Source organism: Nocardioides sp. Root190 (assembly GCF_001428565.1).
Taxonomy (GTDB): domain Bacteria; phylum Actinomycetota; class Actinomycetes; order Propionibacteriales; family Nocardioidaceae; genus Nocardioides.
On record NZ_LMIA01000009.1, the window covers coordinates 620,543 to 643,790 of the forward strand.

Below are 23,248 nucleotides of genomic sequence, written 5' to 3' on the forward strand. Positions count from 1 at the left end.
TCGCGGCGTGGACCGGGTCGAGGGGCTGTACGACGAGCACGCGCGCGAGCGCATCGTTCCCGAGCCCCCGAAGCGGGTCGAGGCGCCGGAGCGGTTGCCCTTCGAGCGCGACCGGGCCCGGGTGGTGCACGCGGCCTCGTTCCGGCGACTGGCAGCCAAGACCCAGGTCGTCGGCCCGCAGAGCGACGACTTCGTCCGCAACCGGCTCACCCACAGCCTCGAGGTGGCCCAGATCGCGCGGGACCTGTCCCGGGCGCTGGGCACCCATCCCGACATCACCGAGACCGCTGCACTCGCGCACGACCTGGGCCATCCGCCGTTCGGGCACAACGGCGAGCGGGCGCTGGCCGCGCTGGCCACGGAGTGTGGCGGCTTCGAGGGCAACGCCCAGACGCTGAGGCTGCTCACCCGGCTCGAGGCCAAGTCGGTCGACGCGGCAGGGGAGTCCGTGGGACTCAACCTCACCCGGGCCACGCTCGACGCCTGCACGAAGTACCCGTGGTCGAGGGGTGAGGCTCCCTCCGCGGCCGCCGGCAAGTTCGGTGTGTACGACGACGACCGGCCCGCCTTCGACTGGCTCCGTGACGGAGCCTCGGCCGGACGGCGCTGCGTCGAGGCGCAGGTGATGGACCTCGCCGACGACGTCGCCTACTCGGTGCACGACGTCGAGGACGGCACCGTCGCCGGCAAGGTCGACCTGACGGCGCTCGACACCGCAGCGGTCTGGGAGACGGTCCGTTCCTGGTACCTCCCCGAGGCCACCGACAGCGGTCTGGACGACGTGCTGTCCCGGCTGCGCGCCGTCGGCAGCTGGCCCAGGTCGTCCTACGACGGCACCCGGGGCGGCCTCGCCTCCCTGAAGAACCTGACGAGCGACCTGATCGGCCGCTTCTGCGGATCGGTGCAGCAGGCGACCTTCGCTGCCGCCGACGGCCCGTTCGTCCGCTACGGCACCGATCTCGTGGTCCCGGCCGAGACCTGGGCCGAGATCACCGTGCTGAAGGGGATCGCTGCCCACTACGTCATGGAGGACGCGACGAGGGTCGCGCTCCAGGTGCGTCAGCGCGAGCTGCTCACCGAGCTCGTCGGTGTCCTCCTCGAGCGCGACGGTGACGACCTCGACGAGTCCTTCGCCGTGGACTGGGCCGGTGCCGCCAACGACGCAGCCCGCACCCGGGTCGTCATCGACCAGGTCGCCACCCTCACCGACGCCAGCGCACTTGCCTGGCACCGGCGCCTGCTCCCCTGACCCGCTGAAAACGAGCCCGGCCGGCCACCCCCGAGGGAGTGGCCGGCCGGTGCCGACAAGCAATCAGCCGAAGATCAGCCGGTGACCGGGACGTGCGTCTCGGTCGGGGTCGGCGTGGGGGCGTCCGACGGGTCGGTCTCGGTGTCGCTGGTGACCTCGCCGCAGGTGGCCGAGGCCACGGTGAGCTCGATCTGGCCCAGCAGGCTGACGTGCAGCGCGTCGACGGTGAAGGTGCCGTCGGCGTTGGCCGTGTGGCGGTTGGCCGTGACCGTCACGATGCCCGCGACGTCCAGGGTCGCGTTGGGCTCGCTCACGTCGATGTCGACCGGCAGGCCGAGGGCGCTGAGGTCCGTGATGACGGTGGTACCGGTGTCACCGTTGCACTCGGCGACGACGGCGTCGGCGCCGACGAGCTGGTCGTCGCCGGAGAGGACGTCGCACAGACCGCCCAGCTCGAGGCTGGTCAGCTCGGACAGGTCGAGCGCACCGAGCAGACCCAGGTCGAGGGGGGTGCCCTCGGTGGCGTCGCTGATCTGGTCGAGTAGGCCACCGATGGTCGGCAGGAGGGTGCCGAGCAGGGTGTCGTCGATCGCGCCGGTGAGCGGGTCGAGGGCGTCGGTGAGCGTGGTGCACACGGTGCCGAGCTGGTCGGTGATCTCCGACGGCAGCGCCGCGAGGAGGCCGTCGCCGACGCCGAGGTCGGTGACGCTGGAGCTGGCCTTGCCGTTCTCCGCGCTGACGTTGACCACGCCACCGCTGGCGACGGGGTTGTCCGGGAGGCCGATCAGTGAGTCGGTGACGACCTTGCCGTCGGTGGACTCGACGGACGGGAGGGCGTCGATGACCGGGCTACCGGCGATCACGAGCTCCAACCCGAAGGCCGACGACGGGTTGCCGGCGGCACTGGCCGCGCCTCCGCCGAGCAGCGCGAGCGAGCTCGCGCCGGTCACCAGTACGAGGGCGCCGGCCGCGGAGGCCAGGGTCCTTGTCTTCTTCATGTGGGGTTTCCCTTCATCTTCTTCACTTGTCGGCAGAGCGAGTCTGGCGGGTCAGATCAGGCTTTGTCGACCAGAACGGGTGTTCCGGTCGGAATGGTTCGGAGGAGTTCGAGGGCGTCGTCGGGCACCCGGACGCAGCCGTGGCTCACGGCCTTGCCGAAGACAGCGGGATCGGTCCAGCCGTGCAGGGCCACCGTTCCGGGCCCGCCGCCGTAGGAGTCGAGGGTGTCGCTGTGGTTGCCCAGCGGCAGGATCACCGGCGAGAAAGGTTGCTTGTCGTCGGTGATGTGGCCCAGGACGAAGGTCCGACCGGTCGGCGTGGGCGTGTCCGGCGCGCCGATGGCGACGGTCCAGGTGCCCACCTCGCGGTTGTCCTCGAAGAGCTGCAGGGTGCGCGCACCGAGGTGCACCTTCACCAGGAAGCGGCTGTGCGCCTCCTCGAGCTCCTTCGAGCGGATCCAGCCCGTCGAGCCGTTGGGCTTGGAGGGCAGCAGCACCTGCACCCAGTCGCGGTTGCGCGTGATGACGGGCAGCCAGGTGTCCCCGAACTGCTTCGCGGCGATCTTCGCGAACGGCGTGCCGTCCGGGGCGTCGTACAGGGCGACGGTGCGCTTCGGGTGCACGACGGTGCCCTTCGGCACCTTGTTCGGTCGCGGGTCCCGGGGCGCCGCCTTGATCGTGGTCTTGGTCGAGCTGGCCGGCAGCGAGGTCAGGTCCACCTTCTCGGCGACGGGCGCCTTCTTCTCCGGCTCGGAGGCCGGCGAGGGGCTCTCGCCCTCGCGGAAGACGAGGAAGATCGCGGAGATCACGAGGAGCGCAAGGATCAGCGGCACCGGCCATGCTGCGCGCGAGCGCGCAGAGGACTGCTCCATCTTCGGTCCCTCCCCGAATGTCCATCCCAATGGCTCCCGCCATGTCGGTGACGCACTGCTCCCGGGAGTCCAACGACGTGACGGGACTCAGGTCACGCTCAGGACGATATACGAGGGTTCGCCAATCTTGCCTGCGGGTCTCTGTTGATGGACGTGAACGTTCCTGCGACCCCGTCAGTAGGATTCGGCTCATGGCCGGTCGGATTCGTGACGAGGACATCGCCGCGGTCCGGGAGAAGGTCCGGATCGATGAGGTGGTGTCGAGCTACGTCACCCTGCGCAACGCCGGTGGCGGATCGATGAAGGGGCTCTGCCCGTTCCACGACGAGAAGTCACCGTCCTTCCACGTGACCCCGAGCCGCGGTTTCTTCCACTGCTTCGGCTGTCAGGAGGGTGGCGACGTCTTCACCTTCCTGATGAAGATCGACGGGCTCAGCTTCGGCGAGGCGGTCGAGCGCATGGCCGACAAGTACGGCGTCCAGCTGCGCCGCGACGAGACGGGCCAGGACGACCGTCCCAAGGGGCCCCAGCGCCGACGCCTCATCGAGGCCCACGCGGTCGCCCAGGAGTACTACGCCGAGCAGCTCGGCACGCCCGCCGCCGTCGCCGCCCGCCAGTTCCTCGACCAGCGCGGTTTCGACCAGGACGCGGCACTCCACTTCGGCGTGGGCTTCTCGCCGCGGGACGGTGAGTCCCTCTACCGGCACCTCAGTGCTCGCAAGTTCACCTCGGAGGAGGTCATCGCCGCGGGCCTCGTGGCGATGGGTCGCTCGATGTACGACCGCTTCCGCGGCCGTCTGGTCTGGCCGATCCGCGAGGCGACGGGCGACACGATCGGCTTCGGTGCCCGACGGATCTTCGACGACGACCGGATCGAGGCGAAGTACCTCAACACACCCGAGACGCCGATCTACAAGAAGAGCCAGGTGCTCTACGGCATCGACCTCGCCCGCCGTGAGGTCGCGATGACCTCGCAGGCCGTGGTGGTCGAGGGGTACACCGACGTGATGGCCTGCCACCTCGCCGGCATCCGCACCGCGGTGGCGACGTGCGGCACGGCGTTCGGCGACGACCACGCGCGAGTGCTGCGCCGCTTCCTCGACGACCACGCGGAGCTGCGCAGCGAGGTCGTGTTCACCTTCGACGGTGACGAGGCCGGGCAGAAGGCTGCCCTCAAGACCTTCCAGGGTGACCAGCGCTTCGTCGCCCAGACCTATGTCGCGGTGGCTCCCGAGGGGATGGATCCCTGCGAGCTCCGGATCAAGGAGGGTGACGCGGCCGTCCGCGAGCTCGTCGCCACCCGCCGGCCGCTGTACCGCTTCGTGCTCGAGAACGTCGTGCGCAAGTACGACCTCGACCGCGCCGACGGCCGGATCGACGCGGTCCGCGAGGCGGCCCGGCTCGTCGCATCGGTCCGCGACCAGTCGAAGGTCACCGCGTTCGCGCAGGAGATCTCGCGCATGGTCGGATCCGACATCGACACCAACCAGGTCCTGGCCGCCGTGCGCCGGGCCTCTGCCCGGGGTGGTGCCCAGGACTCCCGGGCCCCGCACGACCGCGGCCCCGCCCCGGCGCCCGACGCGGCGCCGCGACGCTCGAACGTCCCCGACCTGCGGGAGCCACGGTTCGGGATCGAGCGCGAGACGCTGAAGCTCGTCCTCCAGCACCCGATCGTGATCGGGCGCACGTCCGCCGACATCGGCGCCAACGACTTCACCCACCCGACCTACCGCGGTGTCTGGGAGCGGATCGAGACCGCCGGTGGTGCGGCCGCCGGTCAGAGCGATCCCGCGTGGGTCTCGAAGGTGCGCGACGGCGCGACCGATCCGGCAGTGTCCTCGATCATCAGTGCCCTCGCGGTCGAGCCGATCCCTGCGACCAAGGAGGTCGACGCGTCGTACGTCGCCCACCATCTCTTCCGGCTGCAGGAGCTCACGGCGCTGCGTCGCATCGACGAGGTCAAGTCGCGGTTGCAGCGGACCAACCCGGTCGAGCACGAGACCGAGTTCAACCGCATGTTCGGTGAGCTCGCCGCGCTCGAGCAGCACCGCCGGACCTTGCGCGAGAAGATCATCGGCGCGGGCTCGTGAGCTGGCCCTTCGGTGCACGTCCCGGCGGGCGCCCCGCGATCGAGGTCGCCGCGGGGGAGCGGGTGCTCGCGCACGCCGGCGAGGTGGGTGGCACCCGCGACGCGCTCTACCTCCCGCAGCGCGTTCTCTGGGAGCAGGTCGCCAGCGCCGACTGGGACCAGGAGGAGCGGACCCTGACCGTCGTCGAGGTCGCGCCCTTCGGCCAGCCGCAGCCGGTCCACGTCGTGCAGCTGGAGGAGGCCGGTCGCCTGCTGCAGCTCGTCCGTGAGCGGGTGACGGCGAGCATCGCGTTGCAGCGGCACGTCGCTGTCCGGGAGCGCCGCTCGGTCCGGATTCTGGCCCGCCAGGCCCCGGCGCTGCGCGGTGAGGTGTCCTGGTTCGTCGAGTACGACGACGGCCTGGACCCCGCCGATCCGCAGGTCGACGCGGCGGTGCAGGCGGCACTGGCGCAGGCGCGCACCGATCTCGGCGTCTGACCGCCCCTCGATTTTCTGCGGGGCCCCTGTCTTGCTAGGGTTTCCCCGCTGCACAGCCCTCACAGGTTGTGCGCAGTTCAATCCCCCGTAGCTCAACTGGCAGAGCATGCGACTGTTAATCGCAGGGTTATTGGTTCGAGTCCAATCGGGGGAGCAGATGAGCCCCGTCGGTCACCACCGGCGGGGTCTTCTCGTTCCCCGGTCGCCGGTGGGATGGGGCGCTTCGGCCCGCTGGGTGGCCGCTACAGTCCTCCGACATGGACCACGGTCGCTTCGGGAGCGCCTTCTCGGAGGCGCTGACTGCCAGGTCGATGAGCCTCGGGGCACTGCACCGGTCGCTGGAGGCCAGGGGCGTGCGGGTCAGCCTGGCGACCCTCAGCTACTGGCGCTCCGGACAGCGTGAGCCCGAGCAGGCCGGGTCACTTCGCGCGCTCGCCGAGATCGAACAGATCCTGCTCCTCGACCCGGGTGCGCTCGAGAGCCTCATCGAGCGTCGGCGGCGTCGGGTGGGCGACGACGTGCTCGCCGACCTGAGCGAGGACCACGAGGCGATCCGGTCGATGCTGGCCCAGCTCGACTTCCGCTCGCCCTCGGACCGCCTGGTCGACCGCGAGGTCACGCTGAAGTACGAGATCGGCGCCGATGGCGCGCCGCTGCGCAGCACCTACGTCGTGGTGGTCGAGTCGATCCAGCCGCAGGCCGACCGGCGGGCGAGCGTGCTGCGGATCCGTCCCGGGGCCGAGCCGCCCCGGATCACGCCACTCGGCGGGTACCACCTCGGCGAGGTCCTCCACGACCGCGAGCGCGGCATCGTGGTCGGCGAGATGCTCCTGGACCGCCCGCTCGTGGTGGGGGAGACCGCCCTGCTGGAGCAGGAGGTCGAGTACACGACCCCCGATCCGGACGACAACTGCTACTTCTACTGGGCGGTGCGCCGGATGACCTCGGTCAGCCTGTGGATCCGGTTCCACCCCGAGCTGGTCCCTGCGCGTTGCGAGCACTACACGATCCTCGACGGCGAGGAGCAGGTCGAGGAGCTGGAGACCTTCGGCTCGAGCGTCAGCCGGACCGTCAACGGTTTCGGACCCGGAACACTCGGGATCCGCTGGCACTGGAGCTGAGCCGACGGCGCAAGGGTTTGCCTCCAACGACACGAGGAAGCAACCGATGGTGCCGTTGAAGCGTCCTCTCAACCGTAGGGTGACGGAACTGTCCACGGGGAGGGAAGTGACATGCGCGCGTCCGCGGCAAGGGTCTGGTACGTCGTCATCGGCGTCGGACTGGTGGTGAGCCTGCTCATCGCGCTGCTCGCGCGCGGTGAGGGCGACACCCGCGGGCAGGCTCCGGTCGAGCCGCCCATCAAGGGCCCGACCGCGACCGTGGCAGCCGCCGGGGGACCCACCGGGGCGTCCGCGATGCCGAAGCAGCCCAACGTCGTCCTGGTGATGGCCGACGACATGCGGGTCGACGACCTCGCCTTCGCCCCCAACCTGCGCAAGCTGATCGCGGAGCACGGGGTGAGCTTCGAGAACTCCTTCGCGCCGTTCCCGCTGTGCTGCCCGAGCCGCGCCTCGTTCCTCACCGGGCAGTACGCCCACAACCACAAGGTGTGGTGGCACGACCCGCCGTACGGCTATGGCGCGTTCGACGACTCCCGCACGATCGCGACCTCGCTGAAGGACGCCGGCTACCGCACGGGCTTCATCGGCAAGTACCTCAACCGCTACGGCCTCGCCCGGTCGAAGGTCACCGGCGAGCCGTCGGCACGCTACGTCCCCAACGGCTGGGACGACTGGCGTGCTGCCGTCGAACCGCCGGGGGAGTCGGAGATCCACGGCAACACCTACGACTACATGGACACGCCGTTCAACGTGAACGGCACCATCGACAACAACTACCGCGGCGTCTACCAGACCGACGTCATCGGCGACATGTCCGTCGACATGTCCCGACGCTTCGCCCGCGGCAAGAAGCCGTTCTTCATGTACGTCAACTACATCGCCCCGCACCACGGGCAGCCCAACCCGCCCGACGAGCCCACCTATGTCGAGGACGAGGACGGCCACGAGGTCCACGTCGTGACGCCTGCGGTGCCCGACTGGGTGCGCGGACGCTTCGACGACCGGATCGAGCGCGCCTCGGGCGTGGCCCGCACCGGCGAGGAGATCGAGCTCGACGTCAGCGACAAGCCGCGCGAGCTGCAGAAGCGGATCCAGCCGCTCGGCGAGGAGGCCAAGGACGCGCTGCGCTTCGCCACCCGCCGTCGGGCCGAGGCGGTCTACGTCATGGACCGCAACATCGCCCGGCTGGTCGCCGAGCTCCAGCGCTCGGGCGCCTGGGAGGACACCGTGTTCGCCTTCACCTCGGACAACGGGATGATCATCGGCGAGCACGGCCTCGGCATGACGAAGGTCCGCGCCCAGGAGCCGTCCTTGCGGGTGCCGCTGCTGGTGACCGGCCCGGGCCTGCGGGCCAAGGAGCAGAAGCGCTACGACCCCATCTCGACGGTCGACCTCACTGCCACGATCCTGGACCTCGCCGACGCTGCTGCCTCCCACACCCCGGACGGCCAGAGCCGGGTGACCTCCTTGCTGGAGGGCGACCAGGGCTGGTCGACACCGGTCGTGACGGAGGCCGTGTTCACCTCGCGCGGCAAGGACCCCGCGTTCACCGACCTCCGCGGGACGATCGGCATCAGGACGAGTCGCTACTCCTACACGCGCTACAAGTCCGGCGAGACCGAGCTCTACGACCTGGTCGAGGACTCGCGCGAGGACACGAACGTCGCCGACGACCCGGCGTACGCCGAGGTGCGGGCCGCACTCGACGCGCTGTGGCCCCGGATCAAGGACTGCGCGGGCACCGAGTGCTCGGTGGAGCTCCCGAAGGAGCTGACCGCGACGCCGGCGACGAATCGCGACAACACCGTCGCCTACTGGACGGCGATCACCGCGGCCTACGGCTGGGACTGATCGGCGCCGCACAACTCCTTCACAGGAAGCCCACAGGTTGGTGGCAGAGTCTGGTGTCATGACCGAGACAGCCACCCGCCCTGACGGCACCCCGCTGCGCGCACTGGTCGTCGACGACGAGGTGAACATCGCCGAGCTGGTCGCCATGGCCCTGCGTTACGAGGGCTGGGCCGTCGAGACGGCCCACACCGGCAGCGAGGCGGTGGCCGCGGTCCGTGGCCAGGGACCGGACGTGGTCGTCCTGGACATGATGCTGCCGGACTTCGACGGCATGGAGGTGCTGCGCCGGATCCGCGCCGACGACCCGACGGTGCCGGTCCTCTTCCTCACCGCCAGGGATGCCGTCGAGGACCGCGTCGCCGGACTGACGGCCGGCGGTGACGACTACGTGACCAAGCCCTTCTCCCTCGAGGAGCTCGTGGCCCGCCTGCGGGCGCTCGTCCGGCGGGCGGGCACGGCCGTGGAGCAGAGCCGGTCCACCCTGGTCGTAGGCGACCTCCTCCTCGACGAGGACAGCCACGAGGTCACCCGTGCCGGTGAGCAGGTCTCGCTGACGGCGACCGAGTTCGAGCTGCTGCGCTACCTCATGCGCAACCCGCGGCGGGTGCTGAGCAAGGCACAGATCCTCGACCGGGTGTGGAACTACGACTTCGGGGGCCAGGCCAACGTCGTCGAGCTCTACATCTCCTACCTGCGCAAGAAGATCGACGCGGGCCGCGAGCCGATGATCCACACCATGCGGGGCGCGGGCTACGTCCTGAAGCCTGCGGCCTGATGCGGCACCTCGTGCCGCACTCGCTCACCTCGCGGCTGGTCGTCACCTCGGTGGCACTGGTCGCGATCGTGTCGTTGCTGATCGGGTCGGTCACGACCCTCGGCATGCGGGCCTGGTTGATGGACCGCCTCGACGACGACCTCTCCGACACCCTCCGCCGGGTCGATGTCATGCGCGACGTGGGTGTTCCGCCGACGATCCCCGGCAACGGAAACGGCAACGGCCGGGGCCCTGTCTTCGGCGAGATCGGCGCGGTGACACTGCTCCACGACGACGACGAGTCCGTGGGCTGGGTGATGGAGGACTCCTCGGCCGGACCGGTGCAGACGCCCCTCGAGGACGACGTCGTCGATGCGCTGCGTGAGGACCCCAGCCGTCAGGCGCGCACGATCGACCTGCCCGGGCTGGGCAGCTACCGCGTGGTGACCGGCCAGACTCGTGGAGGAGCCACCGCCGTGGTGGCGCTGCCGACCGAGGACGTCGACGAGGCCACGGCCTCGCTGGTTCGCATCGAGCTGGTGCTCGCGCTGGCCGGGATCGTCGCGGCGGCGCTCGGCGGCACGGCCGTCGTACGCCGCCAGCTGCGCCCACTGACCGAGGTGGCCGCCACTGCCCACGCCGTCGCCGCGTTGCCGCTGGACTCCGGCGAGATCGGGATCACCGAGCGCGTCCCGGAGCACCTGACCGATCCCCGCACCGAGGCCGGGCAGGTGGGGGCCGCGCTCAACCAGCTGCTGGCTCACGTCGAGTCGTCACTGTCGGCCCGTCATCGCAGCGAGCAGCAGGTGCGCCAGTTCGTCGCCGACGCCTCGCACGAGCTGCGCACGCCGCTGACCACGATCGCCGGCTACACCGAGCTCGCCCGTCGGCGTGGTGACGCGGAGACCTCGGCCGTGGCACTGGCGAAGGTGGAGGAGGAGGCGGCACGGATGACCGCGCTCGTCGAGGACCTGCTGCTGCTGGCCCGCCTGGACTCCGGCCGCCCCCTGGCCGTGGAGACCGTCGACCTGACCCGGCTCCTGCTGGAGGCGGTCGACGACGCCCGGGTCGTGTCCCCCGAACACCGGTGGCAGATCGTGCTCCCCGAGGACGGTGAGCCGATCGAGGTCGCGGGGGACGGGAACCGCCTCCACCAGGTCATCACCAACCTGTTGACCAATGCACGCAAGTACACCCCCGGCGGCACCACCGTCACCGTCACGGTGCGCCCCGACGGGTTCGACGTCCACGACGACGGTCCGGGCTTCGCGCCGGACCTGGCCAGCACCGCGTTCGAGCGGTTCACCCGTGGCGACGCGTCGCGACACCGCTCCGACGGCATCGGGCTGGGACTCGCGCTGGTGCAGGCGATCGTGGCTGCGCACGGAGGTGCAGTGACGCTGGCGAGCGAGCCCGGCGACACCCGGATCTCGGTGCGCTGGGGCGCTGCCGAGCCCGCCTGATCGAGCATCTCCAACGACCAGGATCCAACCATGTCACGGCTGTGGCGGGTGGGAATGATTTTGCCTTGGGAGGTCTTCTCAAGGCGCTGTGACGTGCGCCACGCTGGCGCGGCCAGCAACATTCTCGAAGGCCTCGGGGCCGCCTGCTCCCCAGGAGAAGTGCATGCCCACACATCGCCGGCACCGTCGTCTCGCGCCCACACCCGCCCACTCCCGACGCCTCGGCGCCGTCGGCCTGTCCACGGCCCTGCTCGCCGGCCTCTCGGCGGTGCTCCTGCCGGCCCAGGCCCAGACCACCGTCACCCCGTCCGAGCCGGGCCCGACTCCCGTCGTACGCGGCAGCTCGGTGACGGTCAACGTCGACCGCGCGGCCATGCACTACTCGCGCAGTTCGGTCTCGGCGAACTACGCCCAGGCATCCGCCTCCGCCGTCGCGCTCACCGGGTGCAAGGGGGACAACCCCGCCGGCACCAACGCGTCGCCGCGCACGGTGGTCACCGTCAAGGACCCGACCGGGGCGACAATCCTGACCTCGACCTCCCCGGCCCGCAACATCGGGCTGGGCGGATTCCTGACGACGCCGACCAACCAGCCACTGAGCCCCCAGCCGGCTCCGGGCAACGCCAACTACCGCGGTGACTTCCCGGGCAGCACCCATCACGGCTTCCAGGCCACCCTGGATCTCGCCGGCAAGCCCGCCGGTGTCTACACGGTGACGACGACGAACAGCAACACGGTCAAGACCGGCTTCGGAGCGTGCTCCTTCGCGACCCCGGTCGCCGTCGGCTCCGGCTTCGGCACCACCTCCACGCCCGGACCGGACGTCGTCGAGACGACCTTCGAGTACCGCCCGTGGGCCACCCAGTTCGTCGACGTGTTCGGCAAGGGCGGCGTGCGCGCCAACATCGAGCCGGCCGAGTACGAGTACTCGGTGGACGCTCAGAACTCGGCGATCTTCGCCGGTGACCCGGTCCTTGCCGGCACCGGTCGCAACCAGCAGTTCTACGGTCTGTCAGGTGGCTTCCCGCTGCCGAGCGATCCGGCCGCCTGCATGGCCGACCCGTCGAGCTGCCTGCCCTCGAACGCCACCAGGTGCGTCCCGTCCTCCGGCTGCACGCCGCGGATCATGTTCATCGACCGTCCGGTCCGCGCCTCGGACCCGAACGGCCTGGTCGGTGTCTTCGACCTCGACACCAAGGCATTCGTGGCCTACGCGACGATCAACGGCACGACCCGCACGCTGATGTCGCTCGGCACGGCGAACGACGCCCACTACCGCGACCTGCTCACCAAGCTGGCTGCTGGCGCGGCCACCCAGGGCATCGACCTCACCTCGATCCTGGCGACCCAGGTCAACGTGGGGACGGGCAGCAAGAGGATCTCGCTGAGCCTGCTGAACGGCCTGCAGATCGACCCGAGCACCGCACCGGGCGGTGTGCAGATCTCCTCGGACGCCACCGTCCAGGCGGGCATCGTGCTCGACATCTACAGCTCGCTCCGGCTCACCGGTGGCGCCTGTGTCGCGAACAGCGCGAGCTCGTCGACCGAACCCGAGCGGTTCACGCCGAAGGAGGACAACGGCTACACGGTGAAGAAGTCCGACCTCCTGCCCGAGGTGCCCGGCGTGGGCCCGCTGGCGGCGATCGTGGGCGGACCGCTCTACCACATCTCCGGCAAGTTCAAGTCCGATGCACTCGTCAACACCGCGACGGCTGTCATCGGTCTGGACACGGCGGCCGGTGAGCCCAACGGCTACCCGGTGTGGATCTCGCCGTTCCTCAGCGGCGTGAACACCGCTGCGCCGCGGACGATGGACTTCCTCGGCACCGGCACCTGGTCGGCCAGCGAGTCGCCGGTCCTCAGCGGCTGCCTGGTGGTCGACTTCCTCCTCGGCACCGGTGTCGCGGTCCACAACAACCCGCTCCCGGTCGGGCTCGGCACCGTCTTCGACCCGCTCGCCACGCCGACCCCCGCGGCGGAGCGGCTGACCGACGCACTCAACGACGCCGTCGACGACGTCATCGGCCAGGTCACCGCAGACCCGCAGGTGAGCTCGTTGCTGTCGCAGGTGACGGCGCTGTTGCCGCTGTCCTGAGCAGTACCCAGCAAGGAGCCCGGGGCCGGGCGGGGGAGACCTCGCCCGGCCCCGGAGCCGTGCCCGTCCACCGCTCACAGGGTCTGCACAGTCGTCCCCGACCCCCAGCACAGGGCGGATCGACAGCCTGACGGCGTGATACGAGAGCTCTTCGGTCGAGCGCGTTCCCTGCGGCGCCGCCCCCGACGCCTGGTCCTGGTTCTCTTCGTGGTGGTGCTGGCCTCGGCGGCAGCTGGTGGCTGGCTGCTGGTGCGTGGCGAGGAGTCCGCCGCCGCGGCGCCGACGACCGCAACCGTCGGCACCCAGACCCTCAAGCAGACGGTGACCGCGAGCGGCACGCTGGAAGCCGCGACCACCGACGACCTGTCCTTCGAGGTGAGCGGCACCGTGAGCGCCGTGTACGTCGAGCCTGGCGACACGGTCCGCAAGGGCCAGAAGCTCGCTGCGGTGGGCGCCGCCGTCCTCCAGGCGGAGCTCGACGCAGCACAGAGTGAGCTCGACGCGGCCGAGGCCGCTCGCTCCGAACACCTTGCCGAGGGCGCGTCCGAGGAGCAGACCAGCGCTGACGAGGCCGCCGTCCGGGCGGCGGAGTCGGGCCTCGAACAGGCCGACGAGGCGCTGGCGGGTGCTGTCCTGCGCGCCACCTCGGCCGGCACCGTCACCGCGGTCGGGCTCGAGGTCGGCGACAGCGCCGGCACCTCGAGCGGATCACCGTCGGGCTCCTCGACCGGAACGTCGACCGGCTCCTCGACCGGAACGTCGACCAGCACCGCCACAGGTACCGTCACCGTCGTCTCGACCGGGCACTTCGTGGTCGAGGCGACCGTCGCCAGTGACGACATCGAGCAGGTGACCAAGGGCCTCCAGGCCGAGATCACCGTCACCGGGGTCGACGAGACCGTGTACGGCACGGTCGCGGAAGTCGGCCTCGTCGCGTCGGCCGACTCCTCCGGCGCGGCAGCCTTCCCAGTGACGATCGAGGTCACCGGAGAGCGCGACGACCTCTACGCGGGCACCTCCGCCGACATCGCCGTCGTCGTCAGCCAGCGCGCCGACGTGCTCACCGTCGACAGCCGCGCCATCCGGACCGACGGCGACACGACGTACGTCGAGAAGGTCACCGACCCCGCCACCGGCGCCACGACCCGGACCGGGATCGAGACGGGTGAGACCTCGGGCATGGCGACCGAGGTCGTCTCCGGGCTCGCCGAGGGCGACGTCGTGGAGGTGCCCGGATTCACCGGCCCCGGGGGCGGCGGCGACGAACAGATGCAGGAGCTGCGCCAGCAGATGCAGCAGGGCGGCGGGATGCCCGAGGGCTTCACCCCGCCCGACGGCGCCACCTTCCCCGGCGGGGGCAGCCGATGAGCGCGATCATCGAGCTGGAGGGCGTCCGCAAGACCTATCGCACCGGCTCGATGGAGTTCGAGGCCCTCCGCGGCGTCGACATCCGGATCGACGAGGGCGAGTACGTCGCCGTGATCGGTCCCTCCGGTTCCGGCAAGTCGACCCTGATGAACCTGCTCGGCTGCCTGGACCTGCCGTCCGAGGGCCGCTACGTGCTGGCCGGGGAGGACACCTCACGCCTCGACGAGGCGGCACTCGCCGCGATCCGCAACCGCCGGATCGGGTTCGTGTTCCAGCAGTTCCACCTGCTCCCGTCCATGACGGCGTGGCGCAACGTCGAGCTTCCCCTGATCTATGCAGGTGTGCCCCGCGCCGAGCGCAAGGAGCGGGCGGTCTCGGCCCTGACGCGGGTGGGCCTCGGGGACCGGATCGACCACCGGCCCGGTGAGCTCTCCGGAGGCCAGCAACAGCGGGTCGCGGTGGCACGGGCGCTCGTCACCGAGCCGGCCCTCCTGCTGGCCGACGAGCCGACCGGCAACCTCGACTCCCGTTCGACCCGCGACGTGCTCGGTCTCTTCGACGAGCTGCACACGAGCGGGCGCACCATCGTGCTCATCACCCACGAGCCCGAGGTGGCCGCCCGCGCGCAGCGCAACCTGGTGTTCGACGACGGCCGGATCACCGTCGACCGCCCGACCGCCGCGGTGGCGCCAGCGGGGGCGTCGTGAACTGGTGGGAGACGGTCCGGTCCGGCCTGGCCGCGATCCGATCGCACCGGTTGCGGTCCTCGTTGACCGTGCTCGGCATCGTCATCGGCATCTCCTCGGTCATCCTCACCGTCGGCCTCGGCCAGGGTGCGCAGAAGGAGGTCGAGGACCAGATCGACGCCCTCGGCTCCAACCTGCTGATCGTCTCGCCCGGCAGCACGACCGACAGCTCGGGCATGCGCGGTGGCTTCGGGTCGGCCTCCACGCTCACCGTCGCCGACGCGTCGGCGCTCGCTGACCGCACGGCCGTGCCCGACGTGGTTCGCGTCGCGCCGGCGACGACGAGCTCGGTCTCCCTGGTGAACGGCGAGACCAACTGGACCACCTCCCTGGTGGGTACGACGACCGACTGGCTCGACGTGCGCAGCCGCGAGCTGTCCGCGGGCCGCTTCTTCACCGCTGCCGAGGCAGCGAGCGGAGCCTCGGTCGTGGTGATCGGGCCGGACACCGCATCAGAGCTGTTCGGACGACAGAGCCCCGTGGGCCAGCAGCTGAGCGTCGATGGGACCCGCCTGACCGTGGTCGGCGTGCTGTCGTCGTCCGGTGCCTCCTCGTCCGGGACCAGCGAGGACGACCTCGGGGTGGTGCCGGTCGGCACCGCCGATGCCCTGACCGGCACGACCACCTCGACGGTGTCGACGATCTATGTCGAGGCAGCGAGCGAGGACCTGCTGGCGGCGGCGCACCAGGAGGTCCAGGCACTCCTGGCCAGTCGGCACGGGGTCACCACGGCTGACGCCGACTTCTCCATCGCCACCCAGGACTCGCTCGTCGAGACGGCCAACGAGACGAACCGGACCTTCACCGTCCTGCTCGGCGGTGTCGCAGCGATCTCGCTCCTCGTCGGGGGCATCGGCGTCATGAACATCATGCTCGTCTCGGTCACCGAGCGGATCCGCGAGATCGGCCTGCGCAAGGCGCTCGGTGCCGCCCCGACCGTGATCCGGCGGCAGTTCCTCGTGGAGGCGTCCCTGCTCGGACTGACCGGCGGACTGGTGGGCGTGCTCGTCGGCGTCATCGGTGCGCAGGTGTTGCCGCACCTCATCGACCAGGCCGTTGCCGTGTCCGCCCTCGCCACGCTGGCGGCGCTGGCCACCTCGCTCGCCCTCGGCGTCGGCTTCGGGGTCTACCCCGCGAGCCGAGCCGCTCGACTCACCCCCATCGACGCACTCCGCAGCGAGTGACCCCATGACCTCCCGAGGAGACACCTTCATGAACACGACCAGCTCGCCCCGCCGTCCCGGCCGCATCGCCCGTCCCGCCGGTGCGCTGGCCTCCGGGGCGGTCCTCGCCGCCCTGCTCGTCGGGTGCGGTGGAACCGACGAGCCGACCGCCACGGACGCGACGGATGCGGCGAGCACGCCACAGTCCGGCCAGCCGCGCCCGGGCGGCCAGGGCGGCATGCCCGGCACCTCCGGCCTCATCGCCGCTGTCGACGGCGACGTCCTGCAGGTCCAGAGCCAGATGACGGGCCAGGTCGCAGTCACCGTGGGTGCCGAGACCACGATCACCGAGCAGGGTGCGGCAACGCTCGCCGACGTGACCGAGGGCGTGTGCGTCGTGGTGCGGTCTGCCGACTCCGGGAACACCGGTGACGCGGGCGATGACGAGGATGCGGCGCCCACGGAGGTCACGGCTGCGACGGTCTCGCTCTCGCCGGCCACCGCCGACGGATGCTCCGCCGGCGGGTTCGGCGGGTTCGGCGGGGGCGGTCCGGGCGGCCCCGGTGGAGGCGAGCGGCCGACCGACCTGCCGACCGATGGGGAGGGCCGGCCTGCGGGCGGGCGTCCCGGGGGTCTCGGCGCGGTCGGTGAGGTGACGTCGGTCGACGACGGTGGCTTCGTCGTCGACGGGCCGAACGGTGCGGTGACGGTGACCGTCACCGGCGACACGACCTACACCCAGCAGGTGGAGGCCACCAGCAGTGCGCTCACGGCCGGACGGTGTGCTCGGGTCGAGGGCGACGCGGACGACACCGGAGCGGTGAGCGCCACCTCCATCCAGGTCAGCGACGCAGTGGACGACCAGTGCGGGCGCTGATCAGGTCCCGCCGGGTGGCGCTGCCCCTGGCCGCGCTGGCGCTGGCGGGCACGGGTGTCGCGGCGTACGGCGCCGTGGCTGACGACAGCGCCCACTACCGCACCGTCGACGCGACGGTCGGTGACGTCGAGCAGGAGCTGACCCTCTCGGGGGTCATCGCGCCGAGTGGTCGCTCCGACCTCACGTTCGCGACCAGCGGCACCGTCGCGCGGGTCCGTGTCGCGCAGGGGGCGGCGGTCAGCCGCGGAGACGTCATCGCGGTGCTGGACCGGGCGTCCCTGCGGGCGGCGGTGGACGCTTCCGCGTCGGACCTGGCGGATGCGAAGGCGCAGCTCGCGCAGGACCGTGCCGACCAGGCCGCCGCCGTGACGACGACGACCGGTTCCGCTGACACCTCGGGAGGATCGACCAGCGGCAGCGGCAGCGGTGGGCGGGAAGCGGATGGTGCCGCGAGCCAACCGTCGGCTGCCACCACGAAGGTCCTCGCCGATCTCGCTGTCCAGCAGGACGCGGTCCAGTCCACGCAGACGGCGGCGTCCACAGCGCTCGCCGCCGCCTCCACCGCCCTGGCCGCCCAGCAGGTTGCCTGCTCGGACCCGGCGGTCGTCACCGTCGAGGGCGCGGCGGACGGCGGGGAGGGGGACGTCGACAGCACCACCTCGACCGCGGTGCTCAGCGAGGACTGCACCGCCGCCCTGACACTGGTGCAGTCCGCCCAGGCAGCAGCGGCCGAGACCCAGACCGCCCTCCAGGGCGCCCTGGTGAGCCTCGGCTCGACACTGACCAAGGCCCTCGGCAGCGTGGATGCCGCGGCGACGTCGGGAACACCTGCGAGCTCGGGCACACCCGCGACCGCCGCTGCCAGCCCAGCCAGCCCCGCGAGTTCAGCCAGCCCGGCGAGTTCAGGTGGATCGGGTGGTTCCGACGCCGCGGCCCGGACGGTCACGGCGGCGACCCTCGCGCAGGACCAGGCCGGCATCGATCGCGCCGCCGCGAGCCTCGCGGCAGCAAAGGCCGACCTGGCCGGCTCCGTCGTCCGGGCTCCTGCCGACGGCACCGTGGCGGCGCTGTCGGTCTCCTCCGGAGCCGACGTGTCGGCCGGCGACACCGTCGCGACGGTCATCGCCCCCGGCCTCACCACCGTCGCCGTCGAGGTGTCCGCGGCCCAGGCCGCCCAGCTCGCCGTCGGTACGACGGTGCAGGTCACTCCCGCAGGAGCCACGGACCCACTGCCCGGCACGGTCGGCCGCGTCGACCACACAGCATCGACGACGTCGACCAGCACCACGACGTACGGCGTGGAGATCGTCCTGGACGACCGCGACCTCTCCCTGGCCGACGGCATGACAGCATCGGTGACGGCGGTCGTCGGTTCCGCGGACGGCGTGGTCGTGGTGCCCGCGTCGGCGGTCAACGACGGCACGGTCACGGTGCTGGACGACCAGGGCCAGGTGCAGCGGGTGCGGGTCACCACGGGCGTCGTCGGCGGGACGGCGGTCGAGATCGTGGACGGAGTCGAGGCGGGCGACGAGGTCGTCCTCGCCGACCTCGATGCCGCGCTCCCCGGCGCCGACACGGACACCGGCACGCAGGGATCCGGCGGCTTCGGCGGCCTCGGCGGTGGCAACGGAGGCTTCACCGGAGGTCCGCCGGGTGGTGGCCGGCCCGGTCGCTGAGTCCCCGTGTGGTCGCTCGAGGGCGGATCGGCGCGAAATCCGGTGGCGCCGCGTGCGGGCCGTGAGTCACGCTGCGGAGGTGAGCACGTGGTCCAGCGCAGTGTGGGCGGGGGAGGAGTTCCTCGCCGACCTGCGTGCGTTCGTCGCCGGCGCGATCGGGGAGCCCGACCGGGTCGACCGGGTCGCGCTGCGGCCGTGGTCGGCGGTGTGGCGGGTGAGCGCGGGAGGTGAGGTCGCCTATGCCAAGCAGAACTGTCCCGGACAGCTCCACGAAGCCGGCCTGGTCGCGACGCTGGCCGAGGTCGCGCCCGGACGCCTGCCACGCGTCCTCGCTGTGGACCGGGACCGCGGGTTGCTGCTGACCTCCGACCTCGGCCCCACCCTCGAGGAGCAGGGCAGGGGCGGCGATGTCGACGTGTGGTGCCGGATCGTCGCGGAGTCCGCGGCGTTGCAGCGTCGGGTGCGCGCCGCGGGCGTCGACCTCGCCCTGACCACGATGGCTCCCTGTGACGCGTCCACCTACCTGGCCAACGCCGTCGGCCACCTCGCCGCACTGGGTCCGGGTGATCCCCGCCGACTCACCCCGGAGGTCGCCGGACGGTTGGGCCACCTGATTCCTCAGGTCGACCGCTGGGCGGACCGGATCGAGGACGTCGACCTGCCCCTGACGCTGGTCCACAACGACCTGAACGCCTCCAATGTCGCGGTGGGAGGGAACGGGCTGCGGCTGCTCGACTTCGGCGACGCCGTGGTCGCTGATCCACTCGCCGACCTGCTGGCGCCCTTGTGCTCGCTGCAGCGCGAGCTGGGCGCCGGCTCCGATGACCCCCGGTTGTGGCGCGTCGCCGACGCCGCACTGGAGGTGTGGAGCGATCTCGCGCCGATGGCCGAGCTCCGTGCCGTGCTGCCCGCGTCCCTGCAGCTGGCCCGTCTCGCCCGCGTCGAGTCCTGGCGCCGGTGCGTCGCGACCATGACGAGCGCGGAGCAGGCGGACTGGGGCGCGGTCCCGGCCCGCTGGTTGGGCCTGCTGCTCGAGGCCCCGCCGCTCGGTGTCAGCCCGGTCGGGGCGCGTACATGATCACGGCGACGCCGACCAGGCACAGCAGCGCGCCGCTCACGTCGTAGCGATCGGGCCGGAACCCGTCCATCGCCATGCCCCAGGCGAGCGATCCGGCGACGAAGACCCCGCCGTACGCCGCGAGGATCCGTCCGAACTGGGCGTCCGGCTGCAGTGTTGCGACGAACCCGTAGAGGCCGAGCGCGATCACGCCCGCGCCGATCCAGATCCAACCCTTGTGCTCGCGCACGCCCTGCCAGACCAGCCAGGCACCGCCGATCTCGGCGACGGCGGCTGCTGCGAAGAGGGCGATCGAACGCAGGGTGTCCACGGGGACATGGTCCCAGACGAGCAACACCCCAGCGCCGGGCCGGGGCCCGGGGCTAGGGTGATGCGCGCGCATGGAGGGGCGGTAGCTCAGTCGGTCAGAGCAGAGGACTCATAATCCTTGGGTCGTGGGTTCGAGCCCCACCCGCCCTACGAGCTGGTCACTTCCAGACGACGGGCTTTCCGTCGAACTGGTCGTAGCCGGCCTCGTCCGCACCGCCGCTGAACTGGACGCCGTCGACGACGGAGCCCTTCGTGGCGAGGGCGGGGACACAGGCCTTGGCGGTGTCGCCGACGGCCGAGTCGTACTCGAAGCCGCCGCCGTCGCACGGTGCGAAGTCACCGAAGATGATCAGGCTGCCGGCCTTGCTCGCGCCGGTGAGACCGTCGAAGTCGCTGCCGGCGGTGTAGCCGCCGAAGCCCTCCGCGCCCACGGACAGGATCTTCATGTCGAGGTTGATGTAGAAGGGCGTGAAGTCCGCAGCGTTCTTGACCTTCGCGGCCTCGAGGTCGGCGGCGGTGCCCTCGGAGATGCCGGTGACCGTCACCTCGACCGTCGCGGTGCCGTCGGTGCCGTAGGTGAGCGGCAGCACCGCGGTGTCGCCGATGGACAGCTCGGTGCCGGGGGCGGTGACGTCGCCGGCCGGGGCCTGACCCTCGGTGCTGTCGGTGGACTCGGTCGGAGTCGACTCGGTGGGGGTCTCGCTGGGGGAGTCGTCGGTGGTGGCCTCGGACGTCGGGTCGTCGGCACCTGCGGGGGCCTCGTCGTCCTGGCAGGCGCTGAGCGCGAGGATCGCGAGAAGGGCGGCGGGCATGGCGAGCTTGCGGGACATCTTCATTCCTTTGGCCGAGTGCATGATGTGTCCTGTCTTCCCCGTGCGTGGCAACTTCACACCCGGGGTGCCGAGACCTGGGCCACATCAGCCGTACGCTGCGAGTCGTGATCAAGTACCTCGGCTCCAAGCGCACCCTGGTGCCGGTGCTCGGGGACCTCGCCGTCGCCGTCGGAGCCAGGAGCGCCGTCGACCTGTTCACGGGCACCACCCGCGTGGCGCAGGAGTTCAAGCGGCGCGGTCTCGTGGTCACGGCCGCCGACCTGGCGTCGTACTCCGCCGTGCTGAGCGACTGCTTCGTGGCGACCGACTCCGGGACCGTGGACGAACGGGCCCTGGCCTCGGAGCTCGAGCGGCTCAACGACCTGCCCGGGCACCGCGGCTACTTCACCGAGACGTTCTGCGAGAAGTCGCGGTTCTTCCAGCCCCGCAACGGTGCACGCGTCGATGCCGTCCGTGACGCGATCGAACGCGACCACCCGCCGGGCAGTCCGCTCCGCCCGGTGCTCCTCACCAGCCTGATGCTGGCCGCGGACCGGGTCGACTCGACCACCGGTGTCCAGATGGCCTACCTGAAGAACTGGGCGCCGCGCGCCCACCGCGAGCTCGAGCTCCTGAGGCCAGATCTCCTGCCGGGCCCGGGTGCCACCGTGTCCGGCGACGTCCTCGCGACCATCGCCGACCTGCCGGCGTCCGACCTCGTCTACGTCGATCCGCCGTACAACCAGCATCGGTACTTCGCGAACTACCACATCTGGGAGACCCTGGTCCGCTGGGACGCCCCCGAGCACTACGGCATCGCGTGCAAGCGCGTCGACACCCGCGAGCAGCGCAACGTCTTCAACAGCCGGCGCACCATGCCCGCCGCGCTGGCCGAGGTGATCGCACAGGTGCGCGCCGAGGTCGTGGTCGTCTCCTACAACGACGAGTCGTGGGTCAGCCGCGAGGAGATGACCCGGTCGCTGCTCGACGCCGGCCACGCCGAGGTGGGTGTCCTCGCCTTCGAGCGCAAGAGGTACGTCGGCGCGCAGATCGGCATCCACAACGCCGCGGGCAAACGGGTCGGTGAGGTCGGGCGGCTGCGCAACGTCGAGTACGTCTTCGTGGCCGGCGATGCCGACCGGGTCGAGGCAGCAGTGCGCGGCCACGACGCCGTCAGCGTGCCGACGCCCCCGCGATGAGCAGGAGCCCGTCCTCCTCCACGAGCCGGAGGGTGATCGCCTCGGTCCGCCGCGAACCTCCCGGCAACGAGTAGCGGTAGGTGTAGCTCACCGACAGTGCGTCGGGATCGGGGGTCACGCTGAGGATCTGCGGGTCGGAGATCGCGCCCCACACCTCGCGGTAGCGGGGACTGGCGCTCTGGTACTCCGGCGTGAGGCGCGCATAGCCACGGTCGGGGTCACGGCTCGCCGTCGTCACGTAGTCGCGGGCGAACTCCTCGAGCTCGTCCGCGGTGACACTCCCTTCCGTCTCCGTCGGCCCGTCCTCCGGCTCACCGGGCTCCTCGGTCGCCGAGGACTCCTCGCTGGTGGGGCCGCTGCTCGAGTTCCGCGCGGCAGGCCGGTCGTCCGGATCGTCCGTGCCGGTGAAGAGCAGCACGGCGCCGACCAGCCCCAGGCCGACGATCAGGGCGGCTCCGGCCACAGTCAGCAGCATGCCCTTCGAGCGGGGCGGCGCCGGTGGCGCCGGCACCCGGGCACGGAGGTAGGCGACCACGTCGGCCATCGTCGGACGCTCCCGCGGATCCACCACCAGTGCCAGCTCGACGAGCGGTGCGAGCCAGCCGATGTCGCGCGGAGCGACGTCCGCGACGGTGGGGGGAACCCCCGGCCGCGGGACGTGCCCCGTCGTCACGAAGAGGAGTACGGCGGCAAAGGACCACACATCGGCAGCCGCCGGGTGCGGCCGGAGCCCCACGCTCGGGTCCGGTGCGACGAACGAGGGGTCGGGCGGGACCGACGTCCGGTCGAGCAGCAGCGCGTGTCCTGCGGGGTCGACCTGGACCGCGCTGGGGGAGACCGCGCCGTGGGAGCCGGAGACGGTGTGGATCGAGGCGAGCGACTCCGCGACGGGCAGCAGCAGCCGGGCGGCGTCGTCGGGGCCGAGGACACCGCGGGTGCGGACGCGGTCGGTCAGCCGCGCGTCGTACTCGCTCACCCGGCCAAGGTACCCACCGGGGGGCCCTGGTGACCCGGATTTGGCGAGGGCTCTCCGTGCGCGGCGCTGAACCGG

General features: G+C 71.3%; 20 protein-coding genes and 2 tRNA genes. 17 read left to right on the forward strand and 5 right to left on the reverse strand.

All coding sequences use genetic code 11. From position 1 onward, the window contains the following. Positions 1-7 precede the first annotated feature (7 nt). Positions 8-1,249 carry a deoxyguanosinetriphosphate triphosphohydrolase gene (locus tag ASE01_RS12785; protein ID WP_056752001.1) on the forward strand — a complete coding sequence of 414 codons (1,242 nt, stop codon included), beginning with the start codon at positions 8-10 and terminating at the stop codon, positions 1,247-1,249. Between the two features lie 74 nt (positions 1,250-1,323). Here ASE01_RS12785 and ASE01_RS12790 read toward each other — a convergent pair whose 3' ends face one another. Then, complete coding sequence (locus ASE01_RS12790) at positions 1,324-2,247, reverse strand: hypothetical protein (protein WP_056752005.1); 924 nt, start codon at positions 2,245-2,247, stop codon at positions 1,324-1,326. A 56-nt stretch (positions 2,248-2,303) separates the two neighbouring features. Next, complete coding sequence (locus ASE01_RS12795) at positions 2,304-3,119, reverse strand: L,D-transpeptidase (protein ID WP_056752008.1); 816 nt, start codon at positions 3,117-3,119, stop codon at positions 2,304-2,306. A 191-nt stretch (positions 3,120-3,310) separates the two neighbouring features. On the opposite strand from ASE01_RS12795, the gene dnaG reads away from it, so the two are divergent. The 14 genes from dnaG to ASE01_RS12865 all read left to right on the forward strand — a co-directional run bounded on the left by dnaG (position 3,311) and on the right by ASE01_RS12865 (position 19,877). After that, complete coding sequence (dnaG, locus tag ASE01_RS12800) at positions 3,311-5,209, forward strand: DNA primase (RefSeq protein ID WP_056752014.1); 1,899 nt, start codon at positions 3,311-3,313, stop codon at positions 5,207-5,209. Then, a complete protein-coding gene (locus ASE01_RS12805; protein WP_056752017.1) occupies positions 5,206-5,685 on the forward strand; it encodes a hypothetical protein in 480 nt (159 codons plus the stop codon). The genes dnaG and ASE01_RS12805 overlap by 4 nt, the downstream gene beginning before the upstream one ends. 81 nt (positions 5,686-5,766) lie before the next feature. Continuing rightward, a tRNA-Asn gene (locus tag ASE01_RS12810) sits at positions 5,767-5,839 on the forward strand. Between the two features lie 103 nt (positions 5,840-5,942). Further along, the gene (locus tag ASE01_RS12815) at positions 5,943-6,806 is read left to right on the forward strand and encodes a hypothetical protein (protein WP_056752021.1); all 864 of its coding nucleotides are present in this window, start codon (positions 5,943-5,945) and stop codon (positions 6,804-6,806) included. A 111-nt stretch (positions 6,807-6,917) separates the two neighbouring features. Next, positions 6,918-8,657 (forward strand): sulfatase, encoded by a 1,740-nt coding sequence (locus tag ASE01_RS12820; protein WP_056752023.1) that lies wholly within the window; start codon positions 6,918-6,920, stop codon positions 8,655-8,657. 58 nt (positions 8,658-8,715) lie between these two features. After that, on the forward strand, positions 8,716-9,432 hold the full coding sequence (locus tag ASE01_RS12825; protein ID WP_056752028.1) for a response regulator transcription factor: 717 nt from the start codon (positions 8,716-8,718) through the stop codon (positions 9,430-9,432). Continuing rightward, entirely contained in the window at positions 9,432-10,874 is a 1,443-nt protein-coding gene (locus tag ASE01_RS12830; RefSeq protein WP_056752031.1) for a sensor histidine kinase, read from the forward strand. The genes ASE01_RS12825 and ASE01_RS12830 overlap by 1 nt, the downstream gene beginning before the upstream one ends. Before the next feature lie 163 nt (positions 10,875-11,037). Next, a complete protein-coding gene (locus ASE01_RS12835) occupies positions 11,038-12,969 on the forward strand; it encodes a hypothetical protein (protein ID WP_056752035.1) in 1,932 nt (643 codons plus the stop codon). Positions 12,970-13,104: 135 nt separating this feature from the next. Continuing rightward, entirely contained in the window at positions 13,105-14,337 is a 1,233-nt protein-coding gene (locus ASE01_RS12840; protein WP_082606017.1) for an efflux RND transporter periplasmic adaptor subunit, read from the forward strand. Then, complete coding sequence (locus ASE01_RS12845; RefSeq protein ID WP_056752037.1) at positions 14,334-15,044, forward strand: ABC transporter ATP-binding protein; 711 nt, start codon at positions 14,334-14,336, stop codon at positions 15,042-15,044. The genes ASE01_RS12840 and ASE01_RS12845 overlap by 4 nt, the downstream gene beginning before the upstream one ends. Further along, entirely contained in the window at positions 15,041-16,267 is a 1,227-nt protein-coding gene (locus tag ASE01_RS12850; RefSeq protein ID WP_056752041.1) for an ABC transporter permease, read from the forward strand. Before ASE01_RS12845 ends, ASE01_RS12850 begins: the two co-directional genes overlap by 4 nt. A 28-nt stretch (positions 16,268-16,295) precedes the next feature. Next, the gene (locus ASE01_RS12855) at positions 16,296-17,123 is read left to right on the forward strand and encodes a DUF5666 domain-containing protein (protein ID WP_082606018.1); all 828 of its coding nucleotides are present in this window, start codon (positions 16,296-16,298) and stop codon (positions 17,121-17,123) included. Positions 17,124-17,137: 14 nt separating this feature from the next. After that, complete coding sequence (locus ASE01_RS12860) at positions 17,138-18,799, forward strand: efflux RND transporter periplasmic adaptor subunit (RefSeq protein WP_162260291.1); 1,662 nt, start codon at positions 17,138-17,140, stop codon at positions 18,797-18,799. Between the two features lie 79 nt (positions 18,800-18,878). Beyond that, positions 18,879-19,877 (forward strand): phosphotransferase, encoded by a 999-nt coding sequence (locus tag ASE01_RS12865; RefSeq protein ID WP_162260292.1) that lies wholly within the window; start codon positions 18,879-18,881, stop codon positions 19,875-19,877. Here the strand turns inward: ASE01_RS12865 and ASE01_RS12870 are convergent. Continuing rightward, positions 19,852-20,187, reverse strand: a complete 336-nt coding sequence (locus ASE01_RS12870; RefSeq protein WP_056752051.1) for a YnfA family protein — start codon at positions 20,185-20,187, stop codon at positions 19,852-19,854. The two genes, ASE01_RS12865 and ASE01_RS12870, sit on opposite strands and share 26 nt — an antisense overlap. A gap of 75 nt (positions 20,188-20,262) precedes the next feature. Between ASE01_RS12870 and ASE01_RS12875 the strand changes: the two genes are divergently transcribed. Continuing rightward, positions 20,263-20,336: transfer RNA gene (locus tag ASE01_RS12875), tRNA-Ile, on the forward strand. An 8-nt stretch (positions 20,337-20,344) separates the two neighbouring features. Here ASE01_RS12875 and ASE01_RS12880 read toward each other — a convergent pair. Next, positions 20,345-21,016, reverse strand: coding sequence for a hypothetical protein (locus ASE01_RS12880; RefSeq protein ID WP_157537303.1), 672 nt, complete (start codon positions 21,014-21,016; stop codon positions 20,345-20,347). A gap of 107 nt (positions 21,017-21,123) precedes the next feature. On the opposite strand from ASE01_RS12880, the gene ASE01_RS12885 reads away from it, so the two are divergent. Continuing rightward, positions 21,124-22,197 (forward strand): DNA adenine methylase, encoded by a 1,074-nt coding sequence (locus ASE01_RS12885; RefSeq protein WP_056752058.1) that lies wholly within the window; start codon positions 21,124-21,126, stop codon positions 22,195-22,197. Here ASE01_RS12885 and ASE01_RS12890 read toward each other — a convergent pair. Further along, a complete protein-coding gene (locus ASE01_RS12890; RefSeq protein WP_056752062.1) occupies positions 22,172-23,173 on the reverse strand; it encodes a hypothetical protein in 1,002 nt (333 codons plus the stop codon). The two genes, ASE01_RS12885 and ASE01_RS12890, sit on opposite strands and share 26 nt — an antisense overlap. Positions 23,174-23,248 lie beyond the last annotated feature (75 nt).

Coding starts and splice junctions, on each gene's coding strand:
- ASE01_RS12835 (WP_056752035.1), top strand. CDS start 11,038: ATGCCCACACATCGCCGGCACCGTCGTCTCGCGCCCACACCCGCCCAC.
- ASE01_RS12820 (WP_056752023.1), top strand. CDS start 6,918: ATGCGCGCGTCCGCGGCAAGGGTCTGGTACGTCGTCATCGGCGTCGGA.
- ASE01_RS12880 (WP_157537303.1), bottom strand. CDS start 21,016: ATGTCCCGCAAGCTCGCCATGCCCGCCGCCCTTCTCGCGATCCTCGCG.
- ASE01_RS12845 (WP_056752037.1), top strand. CDS start 14,334: ATGAGCGCGATCATCGAGCTGGAGGGCGTCCGCAAGACCTATCGCACC.
- ASE01_RS12795 (WP_056752008.1), bottom strand. CDS start 3,119: ATGGAGCAGTCCTCTGCGCGCTCGCGCGCAGCATGGCCGGTGCCGCTG.
- ASE01_RS12855 (WP_082606018.1), top strand. CDS start 16,296: ATGAACACGACCAGCTCGCCCCGCCGTCCCGGCCGCATCGCCCGTCCC.
- dnaG (WP_056752014.1), top strand. CDS start 3,311: ATGGCCGGTCGGATTCGTGACGAGGACATCGCCGCGGTCCGGGAGAAG.
- ASE01_RS12790 (WP_056752005.1), bottom strand. CDS start 2,247: ATGAAGAAGACAAGGACCCTGGCCTCCGCGGCCGGCGCCCTCGTACTG.
- ASE01_RS12815 (WP_056752021.1), top strand. CDS start 5,943: ATGGACCACGGTCGCTTCGGGAGCGCCTTCTCGGAGGCGCTGACTGCC.
- ASE01_RS12830 (WP_056752031.1), top strand. CDS start 9,432: ATGCGGCACCTCGTGCCGCACTCGCTCACCTCGCGGCTGGTCGTCACC.
- ASE01_RS12825 (WP_056752028.1), top strand. CDS start 8,716: ATGACCGAGACAGCCACCCGCCCTGACGGCACCCCGCTGCGCGCACTG.